Genomic DNA, 14,825 nt, shown 5'->3' with positions numbered 1-14,825 from the left:
CATCAGCGCCCGGTGAACTTCGGCGGACGCTTGGCGTTAAAGGCTTCGACGCCTTCCTTGAAGTCTTCCGACTGGCGCAGGCGGCTGTAGCAATGGCCTTCGAGCTCGATCGCGATAGCGAGCGTCGAATCCTCGGTGTCGTTGAGGAGCTTCTTGGCGGTACGTTGCGCCAGCGGCGAGAAGGTGCGGAGCTCGTCGACCAGCTTGTCGGTCGCCTTCTCCAACTCTGCATCCGGCACGAACTCGGTGGCGATACCCCAGTCATAGGCCTGCTTGGCCGAGATACGCTTGGAGCGCATCACGATGTCCTTGGTGCGGGTGATACCGACCATCTTCTGCAGACGGGCCGAACCGCCCGAGCCCGGGATCTGGCCGAGCTTCTGCTCCGGCAGCGCGTATTGCGTGGTCTCCGAGGCAATGCGGAAGTCGCAGGCGAGTGACAGCTCGAAGCCGACGCCGAAGCAATAACCGCGGTTGGCAACGATCACGGGCTTGGCGCAGCGCGCAGGCGCGGCGATGTTCCAGGCGAGCTTGGAGACATGCTCGGGGCTCGCTTCCATGAAGCCGCCGATATTGCCGCCGCTGGAGAAATGCTCGCCCTCGCCGCGCACCACGATGACGCGCACGCGCGGATCCTCGTCCAGCGTTTCGAAGGTCAGGCGCAGCTGGTCGCGCTGCGGCATCGCCACGACATTGTAGGGCGGCCTCCCTAAGATGATGTCGGCGCGCTCATGCGCCTCGTCGATCTCGACCTTGAACCCGTCGAGCTTGGCGAGCCGCGGATCGGCAAATGTGTAGGGTGATGGCATCGGTGCTTCCTTCTGTTGATGATTGATGATCAGGCGGCGTCTGATGGTGGCAGGCGCTCGGCTTCGTATTCACCGGCGACGAGCAGTCGCCGCAGCAGTTTGCCGACCGGCGATTTGGGAATGGCGTCGACGAAGACGTAGCGTCGCGGCCGCTTGAAATTGGCAAGGCCCGTGGTCCGGCAGAACTGCTCCAGCTCGACGTCCGACACGGGGCGATTGCGCTTGACGAAGGCGGCGACGACCTTGCCCCATTTCTCGTCGGCGACGCCGACCACCGCGACCTCGTCGACCGCGGGATGCAGCGACAGGCAGCTCTCGATCTCGACCGGCGAGACGTTCTCGCCGCCGGTGATGATCATGTCGTCGACGCGCCCGGTGACGAACAGGTCGCCGTCGGGATCGACGAAGCCGGTATCGCCCGTAAAATACCAGCCCTCGCGCAGCGACTTGGCATCGGCCTCGGGGCGGCGCCAGTAGCCTTCGAAGGCCTCGTCACCGGCGAGCGTGGCGATGATCTCGCCCTCCTCGCCGACCGCGGCAAGCTCTGCGACCGACTTCGCGCCGATGCGCACGACCTTGACGTGCTGATTCAGCCCCGCCTTGCCGGCTGAGCCGGGCTTTGCGGCGGCGTTCTGGTCGATCGTAAAGGTGTAGATCTCGGAGCTGCCGTAGTGATTGACGAACAACTCTGGCTTGAACGCCTCGTTCAGCTTCTTGAGAAGGCCGTCGGTCATCGAGGCACCGGCGAAGCCCAGCTTGCGGACGCTGGAGACGTCGGTCCTGGCAAAGGCCTCGTGATGAACGAGGTCGTGATAGAGCGTCGGCACCAGATAGAGGTTGGTGATCTCCTCCTTCTCGATCAGCGCCAGCGCCTGCCGGCTGTCATAGCGCGGCAGGCAGATGAAGGTGCCGCCGATCAGCGACATCGCCAGCAGCGAGCGGACGCCCATGGTGTGGTAGAGCGGCATCACGCCGAGCGTGCGCTCGGCGCGGCCGTAGAGATTTTGCGCGACATGGGCGATCGCAGCAGCACGTTCGGCGCGATGCCGCCGCGGCACGCCCTTCGGCCGCGAGGTCGTGCCCGACGTGTAGAGCATGATCGACCATGCATCGGTGCCGACACGCGGCTCGGCGTCCGGCGCGCTGTCCTTGATCAGATCGGCAAAGCTGGTGGCCTCCCCCGTCCCGGGATCGACGGACACGCGCAGCAGCTTGCCTGCCAACCCCGAGCCCTGCACCGCCTCGGCAGAGATATCCTGATAGATAATCGCGCAGGCTTCGGCATTCTCGATGCAGTAATCGAGCTCGTCGGCCTTGGCGCGCCAGTTGATCGGCGTAATCACGAGCCCTGCGAACTGGCAAGCCCAGTGCAGCGTCGCCGCCTCCCGGCGGTTTTGCAGCAGCGTGACGACGTGATCGCCGGGCTTGAGGCCAAGGCGGTCGAACGACGCCAGCAGTGCGGAGATCTCGCCGTACCATTGGCGGTAGGTCAGGCGCAGATCACCGTCGACAATCGCAATCGCATGGGGATCGCGCGCGGCGCTGGCGATGAAGCTGCTGGCGAGATCAAGCATCGGACGTCTCTTTTTTGGATGAAGCGAGTTCGGCGGCGGCTTCGAGCGCCGCCTGGATGATCGGTGTGTAGCCGGTGCAGCGGCAGATATGCCCGCTGAGGAGGTCGCGGATCTCGGCCTCGGTCGGCGCCGGGTTCCTGGCGAGATAGTGGTCGAGCGACATCAAAATGCCGGCGGTGCAGAAGCCGCACTGGAGCGCGTGGTTGCGGCGGAACGCCTGCTGCAGCACGCCGAGCCGGTCCGCCGACGGTGCGAGGCCTTCGACGGTCCTGAGCTCGCAACCATCGACCTGCGCAGCGAGCGTGAGGCACGACCGCGTCAGCATGCCGTCGACGACAACAGTGCAGGCGCCGCAGACGCCGTGCTCGCAGCCGACATGGGTGCCGGTTGCTCCCAGCTGGTGGCGCAGGAAATCGGAGAGCAGCATGCGCGGCTCCGCCTCGCCCTCGACCGGCTTGCCGTTGAGCGAGAAACGGACGGCGTGGCGCTGATCTGCCTTGAGACAGGTCATTGCAGCACCTCGCCGAACAGATCGCGACCGATCATGCGCACGAGGTCGCGCCGGTAGCGCGCGGTGGCGTGGACGTCGTCGCGGGCACCTAGCTCGTAGGCGAAAGCATTGAGGGCATCGTCGAGCGCGCTGCCCTCCAGCCGCGGCCAGTCGCGCGCGGTCGGAACGTCGGCGACGCCGCCAACGGCGAGACGCACGCCCGTCGGTGTCTTCATCGCCGCGCAGGCGACAATGGCGAAATCGCCATGGCGGCGCGCGACCTCGCGGAAGGCGAAGCGCGATCCCTTGACGGCGGGCAGCGAGATTCCTTCGATCAGTTCGTCATCGGCGCGCGCGGTCAGCATCATGCCGGCGAAGAAGTCCTTGGCGGCAACGCGCCGCCGCCGCTTGGCGCTGCGCAGCAACACCTCGCCGCCGAGCGCAACCAGCGTCAGCGGCATCTCGGCGCTGGGATCGGCATGCGCGAGCGAGCCGCAGATGGTGCCTCGGCTGCGGGTCTGCACGTGCCCGACCCATGGCAGCGCCAGCGCGACCAGCGGCAGCGCCTCGGCGAGGTCAGGCCATGCAAGGAGGTCAGCCTGGCGCACGCCGGCGCCGATAGTGACGGCATCGCCCCTCCGCTCGATCTGGCGCAGCTCCCTGATGCGCATGATGTCGATCAGCAGTTTTGGCTTGGCGAGGCGCATGTTGAGCATCGCCATCAGCGACTGCCCACCCGCGAGCACGCGCGCATCGCCGCCCTGCTGCGCGAGTCCTTCGAGGACATCGCCAAGGGTTTCGGCACGGAGATAGTCGAATGCGGGCGGTTTCATCGGCGCCCCCCGAACAGGCTCGCCACCTTTGCCAGCAGCGCGAACAGCGAGAAGCCGCCCTTCGCACCACCGCCGCCAGCCTTGCGGGCCAGTGCGGTGAAGAACTGGCCGATGATCACGCGCGTCGCGCCATCGAGCAGGCGACCGCCGATGCTCGCCACCTTGCCGCCGATCGCGGCGTCGTAGCTGTAGCTGAGCCGCGTGCCACCGTTGCCGTCCGGTTCCAGCGTAATGCGTCCCTCCGCGTTGCCGAAGCCGAGTGCGCCGGTGGCTCCTCCGCGCAAGGTGACGGCGCGCGGCGGGTCGAGATCGAACAGCTCAACATCGGCGCGATAGCGTCCGCTGACGGGGCCGATGCCCAGCGTGACATCGGCGCGGAAATGCGTGTCGGTGATCTTGTCGACGCGCTGGCAGCTAGGAATGACCGATTGCAGAGTGGCGGGATCGAGTAGCATCGCCCAGACCTGCTCGGGCGGCCCCTTCACCGAGGCCTGCCCCTCACCGCGCAGCCGTCGGTCGCCTTCGCGCACAGGCGCGGCAATCGCTCCACCTGCCGGAGGCGGCGGTTCGGCACCGCGCACCAGCTCTGCAAGCCGCGCCGGCACCAGCGGCAAGGTGATGTCGGCAACGCCCAGCGCATCCGCGACCGCATTGGCAAGGCAAACCGGCGTCGACATGCAATTGCCTTCACCGACGCCTTTTGCTCCGAGCGGCGTGAACGGCGACGGCGTCTCCATGTGGATAATCTGCGGCTCCGGCACCTCGGTGGTGGTCGGCAGCAGATAGTCGGCGAGCGTTCCCGTCAGAAAGCTGCCGTCCTCGGCGTAGGCATATTCCTCGTAGAGCGCGGCGCCGAGCGCCTGGGTAAAGCCGCCGCGGATCTGGCCGTTGACCATGCCGGGATGCAGGATGGTGCCGCAGTCGTGCATGGTGACGTAGCGATCGATTCGCGTCTCCAGCGTCGTCGGATCGATCTCGACGCCGCAGAAATCGAAGATGAAGCCGTGGCAGAGCGAGGAGTTGATGCGGTCGTCCTCGTCGGGCGGCGTCAGCTCCGGCGGCGTCCAGAACACGGTCTCGCGGATGGTCTGGCCGGCATCATCAGGCAGCGAGCCCGGCGACCAATGGCTGAGCGCCGCGACGCGCGAGAACGCGATCCGGTTCTCCGGATTGTGCCTGGAGGCAACGAAGCCTTTCGCAAACACGATGTCGGCGGCTTCGACGTTCAACTGGCTTGCGGCGATGCGGGCGAGACGGCCGGCAACGCGCTCGGCGGCGATCTTCGCGGTGCCCGCCACCGCCGCCGCAAAACGGCTGGCGTAATTGCCGGACGCGATCGACCAGGCGTCCTTGGCGGTGTCGATCTCGGTGTTGACGCGGATATCCCTGGGCTGGAGGCCGAACACGTCGGCGACGACCTGCGACAGCACCGTGCGATGGCCCTGCCCCTGCGGCACGGAGGCGACGTGGATGGTGACGCTGCCGACCGGATCGAGACCGACGGTGGCCGTCGCCTGCGCGCCGTTCTTGGGACCTGCCTTGCGGCGCTCGGCCGCCGTCAGCACCGTCGTGATGTAGCCCATGTTGGAGACGCTGGGCTCGACCACCGCGGTGAAGCCGATCCCGTAGAGCCGCCCCTGCGCTCGCGCCTCGTCCCGCTTCGCCTTGAGCTCAGCGAGTCTGCCCTGCTCGACAGCGAGTGCAACGGCTTCCTGGTAGTTGCCGGAGTCGAGCAAGGCACCGGTCGCCGTGCGATAAGGAAACGCGCCGGCGTCGATCAGATTGCGCTTGATGACATCGAGCGGATCGAGGCCGAGGCCGATCGCGATCCTCTGCACCAGGCGCTCCAGTGCGAAATAGACCTGCGGGCCGCCAAAGCCGCGGTTGAGACCGGTCGGTGTCTTGTTGGTGACGACGACACGGTTGCGGATCTTGACGTGGCGGATGTCGTAGGCGCCGGTCAGATTGCCGTGCATGCGGTAGAGCGTGGCAGGCTCAGGCGCGCGCAGATGCGCGCCGCAATCCTCGACCTGGTCCCAGTCGAGCGCTAGGATCTTGCCGTCGGCCGCAACCGCCGCCGCCAACGTCGTCGCGCGGTTGGTCGCCGACACCGACGCGGTCAGATGCTCGAGCCGGTCCTCGATCCACTTCACCGGCCGTCCCGTGACGCGCGCTGCCGCCGCGATCAGCACGATATAGGGAAACACGCCCTGCTTGACGCCAAAGCTGCCGCCGGAATCAGGCGGCGTGCGCAGCCGCAACCGATTGCCAGGCACTTTCAGCGCGCGCGCAATTACGGTGTGAATGCTGAACGGGCCTTGGAAATTGGCGAGGACTTCGTAGGCATCCTCGCCCGCATCGTGCGATGCGACGACGCCATAGGTCTCGATCGGCGTGCAGGAATTGCGGGGATAGCGGATGTCGATGGAGAAGCGATGCGGCGCCTCCGCAAAGGCCTTTTCAGGATCGCCGTAGCGGAAATGGCGGTCGCTGGCGAGATTGCCGGGAAAGCCATCGTGGAGCACGGGCGCGCCCGGTGCGAGCGTCCCAAGCGGATCGACGACAGCAGCCCGCGGGCGATATTCGACATTGATCAGCTCGGCCGCATCCTCGGCGCGCGCACGGTCAGTTGCGACGACCAAAGCGACCGGTTCACCGACATAGCGCACGCGGTCCATCGCAATGGGCCAGCACTCCACCGGCGCCTTCACGCCAACGACGAGGGTTGTCGTGACGGCCTTGACGTCGCTGCCGGTCAGAACGGATGCAACGCCCGGCAGACGCTTGGCGGCTTCAACATCGATGGAGAGAATATCGGCATGCGCATGCGGCGAGCGCAGGATCGTCGCGTGCAGCGTGCCGGGCTGGACACCGAGATCGTCGATGAAGCGGCCGCGGCCAGAGAGCAGCGCGGCGTCTTCGACGCGCTCGATCGAACGCCCGACCCACGGCTCATCGCCACTTCCCGGATTTGCGGATTTGACCGCCTGCAACATGTCCCGGCATACCTCCCGACGCGTTCTTTGACGCGACGATGACGTTTGTCAGGACTGGGGGTGCGGGAGCCATACCGCCCGCTCTCACGACTTACCAAATCGTCTCATTCGAGAGCGTGCAGCGCAATATCAGCCCGCAAGACTCAACCCGCGAGACGCGAGACGTTGCGAAACTCGCGCGGGCTGACGCCGGCATGATCCCGGAAGAAGCGCGTGAAATGCGCAGGCTCCGGAAAGCCAAAGCGCTCGCTGAGCTCGCCGAGCGGTGTGTCCTCGCGCATGACAGCATCGAGCGCGCGCTCCATCCGGACGACATTGAGATACAGCTTTGGCGAGACGCCGAGCGAGGTCTCGAACAGGCGGAAGAACTGCGCGCGCGAGAGGCCTGCGCCCTTCACGAACTGATCGACGTTGGCATAGGAATCGTGCACGCGCATCGCATCCATCGCACGGCGGATGCGCCAATCGCAGCTCACCGCGCTCATGCCGCGGATCGAGGTCGGGAAGCTGCGCCAGGGCGTGAAGCGCTCGATCACCGCGATCATGAGATCCGAGAGCGTCTGCTCGTGGGTCCGCACCGCATCCGGATTCGCCATCATTTCGGCCGCCAAATGCAGCGTGAGCTGACGGATGCGCGGCGACACCTCGCCCGACGGCCGCTCGAAAAAGCCCGGCGCACCGCTGGCCGCCCAGCCGGGACGGAACTCCTTCAGCCATTCCGGCTCGATATAGAGCGCCATGATCAGCGTGCGCGGACGGTTGGCGTCGTGCACATAGGCATGCGGCTTCCAGCCGTCGACGAGCACGGCGGCCGTATCCGTCAGCGGCGCGACCTGGTCGCCCACAAGAAACTGCGTGTCGGAGCCCTCGACCTTGAGCAGGACGTGGCAGTGATGATGAGCGTGGCGGACCAGCGAACGGTCCATGTCGAGCAGAGCGACCCTGCCGAAAGCGCCATGAGCGATGCGCAGGGCCGTCGACATCAGTTCCTTCCTCCCGGCAGCGTTGCGCTGCAAAATGATTGCTTCATTGGCGCGGCACTATAAGCAGCACCCGCTTCATATTCCAACGGCGCAAACCGACGCAAGTTGCTTCCGAGCGGTAATCCGCTCATGCGCGCGTCTCCGAAAGAAACCGCGCGACCGCAGCGCCGGGGTCGGCCTGCAAGGCAGTGGCGAGATCGACCTCCTCCTCGCCCTTGACGCGAATGCGCTTGAAAGCGAGCTCGGGCGCGTTGACCGGCGCGGTCGCATCGAGACCCATCTTGGCGCTGATGCCGTTGTCGGTGGTCGGATCGAGCTTCGAGCCGAGCGCGCCGGCGACGACCATGAGGTCGCGGTCGGCCTGGAAGCGCGTCGCCACCGCCCATTCGATTTCCTCGGACGAGGAGATGTCGACATCCTTGTCCACCACGATCACCTGCTTGATGTCGTAATGGGCGCCGAACGCGCACATCATGATGTTCTTGGGCTCGCCGTCGTTCGCCTTGTCGATCTTGATCGCGAGGTGGTAGCGGCAGGTGCCGCCGCGCGTGAGGCGGACGTCGATCACGCCAGGAAAACTGCGCCGCAGATGCTGGAGCAGCGTCGCCTCGCGCGGCACGCCGCCGAGGATCAGGTGCTCAAAACCGCCGCCCACGATGGTATGGAAGATCGGTTTCGCACGATGCGTGATCGCATCGACCTCGATCACCTCGCGATTGGCGCGCGGACCGTAATATTGGGGGAATTCGCCGAACGGACCTTCCGGTTCGCGCACGCCCTGAAGAATGCGTCCCTCGATGACGATCTCCGCGTGGGCGGGCACGCGGACTGAATTGGTGCGGCACTTCACGACGTCGACGGGCGCGCCGAGCAGCGCGCCCGCAATCGCCATCTCGTCCTCGTCAAGCGCGGCGATCGCCTGCGAGGCCAACATCAAGGCCGGATGCGCGCCGATCACGATCGCGATCTCCAGCGCCTGGCCCAGCTCCTCCGCGAGGCGGTAGTAGGAGAAGGTGTGCCGCGGCAGCAGCAGCACGCCGATGCGGTTCTTGCTGCTGATCTGACAGCGGTGGATCGAGACGTTCTGTACACCGGTCTTCGGGTTGCGCGCGATCAGCAGGCCGGCCGTGATGTAGGGGCCGCTGTCGCGTTCATTGTGCTTGGGCACCGGGAGTTGGCGGAGCAGATCGACGTCCTCGTGGACGACGTCCTGCACCGGTCCGCTCGCGACCTCATGCGTCGGCAGCGGATGGTTTGCGGCAGCCAGGAACCGTGACAGCAACTGGTCCTCGGTCACGCCGATGGAATCGGCGACCCAGTCGCGGCCCGCGAAGAGATTGGCGACGACGGGAATTTCATGCCCATCGGGGCGCGGGAAGAGCACCGCGCTATCGCGCTCCAGCCTCTTGGCGACGGCGGCGAGCTCGTCGGCAAGGGCGATGCCCTCCCGCGCAATGGCGAGCTTGCCGCGCTCGGCGAGAAACGCGAGCCAGGCGCGCAGATCGGCGGGCGTGTTCGCGCCTCTCCTCGCAACATTTTCCATTCGCATACGGGTCATTCCTCAGGTCTTCAGGTCAAGGCGCGATCTTGCGCAGCGGCGGCGAGCGGCGCTTGAGCGCCTCGTCCTCGCCCCAGCGGCGCACAACGCCGATATCGATGTCGAACAGGTCGAGCACACGGCCGACGGTGTGCTCGACCATGTCGTCGAGGTTCTCGGGTTTTGCGTAGAAGGCCGGCACGGGCGGTGCGATGATCGCGCCCATCTCGGACAGCGCCGTCATCGTCCTGAGATGCCCGGTATGCAGAGGCGTCTCGCGCACCATCAGCACCAGGCGCCGGCGCTCCTTGAGCACGACGTCGGCGGCGCGGGTCAAAAGCGTCGTGGTCACGCCCGAGGCGATCTCGGACATCGAGCGCATCGAGCACGGCGCCACGATCATGCCGGCGGTGCGGAACGAGCCGCTGGAGATCGCCGAGGCCATGTCGTCGATCGCATGGCAGACATTGGCGAGCTCCCTCACCTCCGCAATCTTCAAATCGGTCTCGTAGGCAAAGGTCTGCTCGGCGGTCTTCGACATCACCAGATGCGTCTCGACGCCGGCATTGCGCAGGAGCTGCAGCAGGCGCACACCATAGGTGACACCGGAGGCGCCGGAAATGCCGATGATCATCCGTTTGGGTGTGGCGTCCTGCATATGTCTGATTTCGCTCCCAGACGGCGCGGCCCTCGAGGCCTCGCGGTCCGTCACGAGACTAGGCAATCCCACCCATCACTACAAATAATGATTGATTATATCATTCATCATCCGTGATGATGGCCGCGCGCAAGCAACAGCGAACAAAGGACAGCTCCGTGGAACTCCGGCAGATGCAATATTTCCTTTGCCTGGCCGAGGAAAAGAACGTCACCCGCGCCGCGCGCCAGCTCAACATCGTGCAGCCGGCGCTGAGCATGCAGATCGCCAAGCTCGAGGCCGAGCTCGGCCAAAAGCTGTTCGACCGCAGCGTCCAGGGCATGACTCTGACCAGCGCCGGCGAGGCGCTGGTGCGGCTAACCGCTCCGATCGTGCGCGACGCCGAGTACGCGCGGCAGGAGATGGCGCAGCTCGGCGGGCGCATTTCGGGGCGGGTCTCGGTCGGCCTCATCACGTCGGTGGCGCAGAGCACTATGGCCAGTTCGTCGGCGACGGTCGCCAGTCGTTATCCCGAGATCACGCTGTCCGCCTGCGAGGGCTATACCGAGACGCTCGTGGACTGGGTCAACACCGGCCAGCTCGATTTCGCGCTGATCAACGTGCCGCGCCGGAAGACGCCGCCGTCCGCGCATCACATCATGGATGAGGAGATGGTGTTCGCCTGCCGCAAGGACAGCCCGGTCAGGCCACCGGCAAAGCTACGCTTCGACCACGTCGCGAATTTCGACCTCGTGCTGCCGTCCAAGCGCCACGGCCTGCGGCTGATCCTGGATGAGCACGCCGCCGCCGTCGGCATCGACCTGCGGCCGCGGCTCGAGCTCGACACCCTCCCCGCGCTCTGCGACGTGATCGCGACCACCGATTTTGCCACAGTGCTGCCGACCATCGCGCTCCGGCAATCGCTCGCGAGCGGCGCCATCCGGGCGCATCGCTTCGACCAGCAACGGATCGTGCGCTCGATTGCCTGGGTGCATCACCCGCGGCGAGCGGTGTCGGTCGCGGCCAAGGCGGTGCTCGACGTCATCAGCCACGATCTTGCGCAAGCGGCCGCGGTGGCGAGAGAGTTTGTGGTGCCCTCCGCCGGCGGGGCTAGCTTGCCCTCCCGCAAGGAGCGCAGGAAGCCGCGGAAGCGAGCTGGTTAGAACTGATCGAGATTCGCGCCATCTGCGTTGAAACTCTCAATCGCAGGCCGATATTGTCTGACGCACGCCACCGCGTCCGGACCAATCACCGCCCAATGCCTTTCTTCCGGCTCAACGACGACCATTTTCGCCCCGATGATCTCGGGGATTTCGACCCCGAGACCGTGCCAAGCGCCCTCGCCGCCTTCGGCGGTCACATGGTCACGAAGGGCATGGAGCTGGCCATGCACGAGCATCGCAAGGACGAGCTTGTCCTGACCTTGCGGGGCATCGTCAGGCTGGAGGCCGGACACGGCGTCTGGATCGTACCGCCGCGCTGTGCGGTATGGATTCCCGGCCGTGTCCCGCACAGCGTGACCGTCGTAGGCGATGTCGAGATGTATTGCCTGTTCGTCGAGCCGGATGCAGCATCAGGGCTGCCGAGACACTGCTGCGCTCTGTCGATCTCGCCTTTGCTGGCAAATCTGCTGGTGCATGCGACCCACATGCCTGTCATGTACGATGTCGATGGCGCCGACGGCCGGATCGCTACGGTGCTGCTTGACCAGCTGTCGACGGCGCCCGTCGAGGAACTGCGCTTCCCGATGCCTGTAGATGCCAGACTGCGCCGGATCGCCAGCGCGATGATGGCAAATCCTTCCGATCGCGCGACGATCGACGATTGGGGCCGGCGCATCGCCGTTGCCCCGAGAACCCTCACCCGCATCCTGCAACGCGAGACCGGCATGAGTTTTGGCCGCTGGCGCCAGCAGCTTCACATCCTCATCGCGCTTCAGCGCCTCGACCAGGGCGCTTCCGTCCAGGCCGTGGCGCTCGATCTCGGCTATGAGGGCGCGAGCGCCTTCGTCACCATGTTTCGCAAGGCGCTGGGCAAGCCGCCGGCACGTTATCTCGCCGAGCGTCGCATCGGCGTACACTGACCGGAAATCGCAATCGATTGTCCCGTTCGCGGAATGCGGTCAGAGGCACGATTTCGTATCGAGGCTCCGAAGCGCCAGTGGGCGCATTGCAAGGAGCCGACCAAGATGGATTCACTCAGCACGGGCCTCGTCGCAGACGTCCTTCATCGCCTTCACCAGGAGGCGAAGATTGCCGACGCGCCGCTGATGCAGACCTTCGCGCGTGAGGCCAGCAGTCGCGAAGAGATGATCAGCCAGGCCATCGCGGCCGAAAGCCGCGATCTCAATGAAGTCTACCAGAGATTTGCGGACAACTTCCTGAGCGTCTCTCCGCGGTTCGGACGCTTCCTCTACATGTGCGCCCGTACCTGCAAGGCGAAGCGCATCGTCGAGTTCGGCTCCTCGATGGGGATTTCGGCGATCTACATGGCGGCAGCGTTGAGCGACATGGGCGGCGGCCGCCTGATCGGGACCGATCTCGAGTCCGGCAAGATCGAGCGCGCCCGCGCGAACGTTGCCGCCGCGGGGCTCGCGGACTTTGTCGAATTCCGGCTCGGCGATGCCCGCGAAACGCTCGGCTCCGGCCTCGGCGAGATCGACATGGTGATGCTCGATGGCGCCTTCACGCTCTATCTTCCCATTCTCAAGCTGCTGGAGCCGCAGCTCAAGCCCGGCGCACTCATCGTCGGCGAGAACGCGTTCGAGGAAGCTTCGGGCTATATCGACTACGTCAGAGATCCCGAGAATGGCTACCTCTCGCTGTCGCTGCCGTTCGACCCCGGCCGCGGCAATGAACTCACGATCAAGACCAGATAATCCGGGAGCCAAGCCTTGATCGAGCCCAGCCCGGCACCACAAATCTCCGAGTCATCACAGGCACCGCAGGGACGTGTCACACGCATGTTACTGCGATGGCTGATGCGTCCTGCGCGCGTTGCAGCCATCGAGACACTCTCGCCGCGCTTTCGGCTCATCGAACTCGAAGGCGAAGCGCTTAAGGACGTCAAATGGACCGCCGGCCAGAAGATCCAGATCGCGATGGGCGCGGGCCTGAGTGCGCGCACCTATACGCCGATGTCGTGGGACACAGGCAACGGCAGAACACGCCTCGTCGCCTTCGTACATGGCGACGGCCCCGGCAGCCGATGAACGAGTGGCTTGCGCGAAGGCGATACCTTCCAGTTCTTCGGGCCGCGCCGCTCGCTCGATCTTGCCGGCTTTGAGGCGCCAGTCGTCCTGTTCGGCGATGAGACCTCGTTCGGCATTGCCGCAGCTCTCCGCAACAATTTGCAGGCCGGCGGCGCGCTCCACATGTTCGAAGCCACTGATGCCGCGGAGTCGCGGCAGGCGCTCGAGGCTATTGGCCTCGGCCAAGCAAGATTGATCGCTCGCAGCGACAGCGACGACCATCTCGCGACCGTTGAGGCGGAAATGCTGCGCCTTGCTGCAAACGGAGCGCAGTTCGTCCTGACAGGTAAGGCCTCATCGATCCAACGCGTCAGCCGCGCGCTGAAAGCTGCGGGCGTCACATCATCGCGGATCAAGACCAAAGCCTATTGGGCGCCGGGCAAGAGCGGGCTGGATTAGGCGTCGCTGTCGTCGTACTCGGACAAGATGTCGCGCCCACTGCAAAATGAGACGGGTTGGTAAGTTTTGAGACGTGCAGGCATGACGGTCGTAGCGGCCTGCTAACTACGGTCCAGGCGCAGAAAAATGCGACCTGGCGCTCATCCCCGACGACTCCCGTCCCGGACGCTCCCTGGGCTCGCAGAACAAGACACAGTCGGGAGATTCAGTCCGAGATGGCACGGTTCGGTCGCAGCAAGATCACAGATGGCGCTCATCAGCAGAACGAGGGATTTCGTCCTGACCGGAGGTCGCTGCTCTCGCTCGGTGGTGGCGCCCTGCTCGCAGCAACGGGAATGCGGCATGCAAACGCGCAAGACTATCCGACCCGCCCGGTCCAGGTGCTTGTGCCCTTCGCCGGCGGCAGCGCCAGCGACGTCATCACCCGCATCCTGCTCAACCGCATGTCCATGTCACTCGGGCAGGCCTTCGTGGTCGACAATCGTCCCGGCGCCGGCGGCAATATCGGCACCGCGGCTGCGGCACATGCCGCACCCGACGGCTACACGCTGCTTATGAGCACCTCCGGTCCACTGGCCGCGAACAAGTCGCTTTACAAGGAGCTGCCCTACGATCCGCAGAAGGATCTCGTCCCGATCGGCCTGTTCGCGACGTTACCGAATGTCATCGTGATCAATTCGAGGCTGCCACCGAAATCACTGAACGAGCTGATCGACTATGCCAAGGCGCATCCGCGGGAGCTGAACTACGGAACGGTCGGCGTCGGCTCGTCGCAGCATCTGGCGGCCGCCTATTTCGAGCAGCTCACGGGCACCGAGATCACGCACGTTCCCTATCGCAATATCGCCGCCTATACGCCGGACTTCATCGCGGGCCAGGTCCCTCTTGGCTTCCAGCTCTTGCCGAACGTCATCAGCCTGATCAAGAGCGGCGATGCACGCCCGCTCGCGGTGGCCAGCGACAAGCGCATGACCGCGCTGCCGGATGTGCCGACCGCGGCGGAGGCGGGCCTCAAGAATTACGAGAGCGCCGCTTGGCTTGCTCTGCTCGCGCCCGCGAGCACAGGCAAGGCCGTACTCGACAGGCTCTATGCGGCGATGGCGGAAGCCGTGAACGATCCGAAGGTGCGCGCCCTCTTCGTCGAGCAAGGCGCTGAGCCCATGGTGATGGACCCACAAGGCCTGAAGGATTTCATGACATCGGAAACGACGAAATGGGCTGCGGTCATCAAGAAGATCGGCATCGAGCCGATGTAACCCCGAGCTTTTGTGCAATTATCAGCATCGTCCGGATGATCCGTCCGCGATAGCTCGCCAA

14 protein-coding genes are annotated in these 14,825 nt (G+C 65.3%); 6 read left to right on the top strand and 8 right to left on the bottom strand.

Going from position 1 to position 14,825, the window contains the following annotated elements:
• Nucleotides 1-2: 2 nt before the first annotated feature.
• The 8 genes from ABIA90_RS03380 to ABIA90_RS03345 all read right to left on the bottom strand — a co-directional run bounded on the left by ABIA90_RS03380 (nt 3) and on the right by ABIA90_RS03345 (nt 9,880).
• The gene (locus tag ABIA90_RS03380) at nt 3-809 is read right to left on the bottom strand and encodes an enoyl-CoA hydratase/isomerase family protein (RefSeq protein ID WP_354117286.1); all 807 of its coding nucleotides are present in this window, start codon (nt 807-809) and stop codon (nt 3-5) included.
• Between the two features lie 29 nt (nt 810-838).
• The gene (locus ABIA90_RS03375; RefSeq protein WP_354117285.1) at nt 839-2,383 is read right to left on the bottom strand and encodes an AMP-binding protein; all 1,545 of its coding nucleotides are present in this window, start codon (nt 2,381-2,383) and stop codon (nt 839-841) included.
• A complete protein-coding gene (locus ABIA90_RS03370; protein WP_354117284.1) occupies nt 2,376-2,894 on the bottom strand; it encodes a (2Fe-2S)-binding protein in 519 nt (172 codons plus the stop codon). The genes ABIA90_RS03375 and ABIA90_RS03370 overlap by 8 nt, the downstream gene beginning before the upstream one ends.
• On the bottom strand, nt 2,891-3,706 hold the full coding sequence (locus ABIA90_RS03365; protein WP_354117283.1) for an FAD binding domain-containing protein: 816 nt from the start codon (nt 3,704-3,706) through the stop codon (nt 2,891-2,893). Before ABIA90_RS03365 ends, ABIA90_RS03370 begins: the two co-directional genes overlap by 4 nt.
• Complete coding sequence (locus ABIA90_RS03360) at nt 3,703-6,702, bottom strand: xanthine dehydrogenase family protein molybdopterin-binding subunit (RefSeq protein WP_354117282.1); 3,000 nt, start codon at nt 6,700-6,702, stop codon at nt 3,703-3,705. Before ABIA90_RS03360 ends, ABIA90_RS03365 begins: the two co-directional genes overlap by 4 nt.
• Nucleotides 6,703-6,845: 143 nt before the next feature.
• Nucleotides 6,846-7,685 carry a helix-turn-helix transcriptional regulator gene (locus ABIA90_RS03355; RefSeq protein ID WP_354117281.1) on the bottom strand — a complete coding sequence of 280 codons (840 nt, stop codon included), beginning with the start codon at nt 7,683-7,685 and terminating at the stop codon, nt 6,846-6,848.
• Between the two features lie 127 nt (nt 7,686-7,812).
• Nucleotides 7,813-9,234 carry a UbiD family decarboxylase gene (locus ABIA90_RS03350; RefSeq protein ID WP_354117622.1) on the bottom strand — a complete coding sequence of 474 codons (1,422 nt, stop codon included), beginning with the start codon at nt 9,232-9,234 and terminating at the stop codon, nt 7,813-7,815.
• A 25-nt stretch (nt 9,235-9,259) separates the two neighbouring features.
• Entirely contained in the window at nt 9,260-9,880 is a 621-nt protein-coding gene (locus tag ABIA90_RS03345; RefSeq protein WP_354117280.1) for a UbiX family flavin prenyltransferase, read from the bottom strand.
• Between the two features lie 173 nt (nt 9,881-10,053).
• Between ABIA90_RS03345 and ABIA90_RS03340 the strand changes: the two genes are divergently transcribed.
• From ABIA90_RS03340 to ABIA90_RS03315, 6 genes are all read left to right on the top strand, one after another.
• A complete protein-coding gene (locus ABIA90_RS03340) occupies nt 10,054-11,022 on the top strand; it encodes a LysR family transcriptional regulator (RefSeq protein WP_354117621.1) in 969 nt (322 codons plus the stop codon).
• 95 nt (nt 11,023-11,117) lie between these two features.
• A complete protein-coding gene (locus tag ABIA90_RS03335) occupies nt 11,118-11,942 on the top strand; it encodes an AraC family transcriptional regulator (protein ID WP_354117279.1) in 825 nt (274 codons plus the stop codon).
• Between the two features lie 105 nt (nt 11,943-12,047).
• The gene (locus tag ABIA90_RS03330; protein ID WP_354117278.1) at nt 12,048-12,737 is read left to right on the top strand and encodes an O-methyltransferase; all 690 of its coding nucleotides are present in this window, start codon (nt 12,048-12,050) and stop codon (nt 12,735-12,737) included.
• A gap of 84 nt (nt 12,738-12,821) precedes the next feature.
• Nucleotides 12,822-13,070: an SIP domain-containing protein gene (locus tag ABIA90_RS03325; protein ID WP_354117277.1), complete on the top strand. Its 249-nt coding sequence runs from the start codon at nt 12,822-12,824 to the stop codon at nt 13,068-13,070.
• 9 nt (nt 13,071-13,079) lie between these two features.
• A complete protein-coding gene (locus ABIA90_RS03320) occupies nt 13,080-13,508 on the top strand; it encodes an SIP domain-containing protein (RefSeq protein WP_354117276.1) in 429 nt (142 codons plus the stop codon).
• Between the two features lie 215 nt (nt 13,509-13,723).
• Complete coding sequence (locus tag ABIA90_RS03315; RefSeq protein ID WP_166093381.1) at nt 13,724-14,764, top strand: Bug family tripartite tricarboxylate transporter substrate binding protein; 1,041 nt, start codon at nt 13,724-13,726, stop codon at nt 14,762-14,764.
• Nucleotides 14,765-14,825: the final 61 nt, after the last annotated feature.

It is taken from the genome of Bradyrhizobium sp. LA6.8 (genome assembly GCF_040547935.1).
Lineage (GTDB): Bacteria > Pseudomonadota > Alphaproteobacteria > Rhizobiales > Xanthobacteraceae > Bradyrhizobium > Bradyrhizobium barranii.
This window is presented reverse-complemented; position numbering and strand designations above follow the sequence as displayed.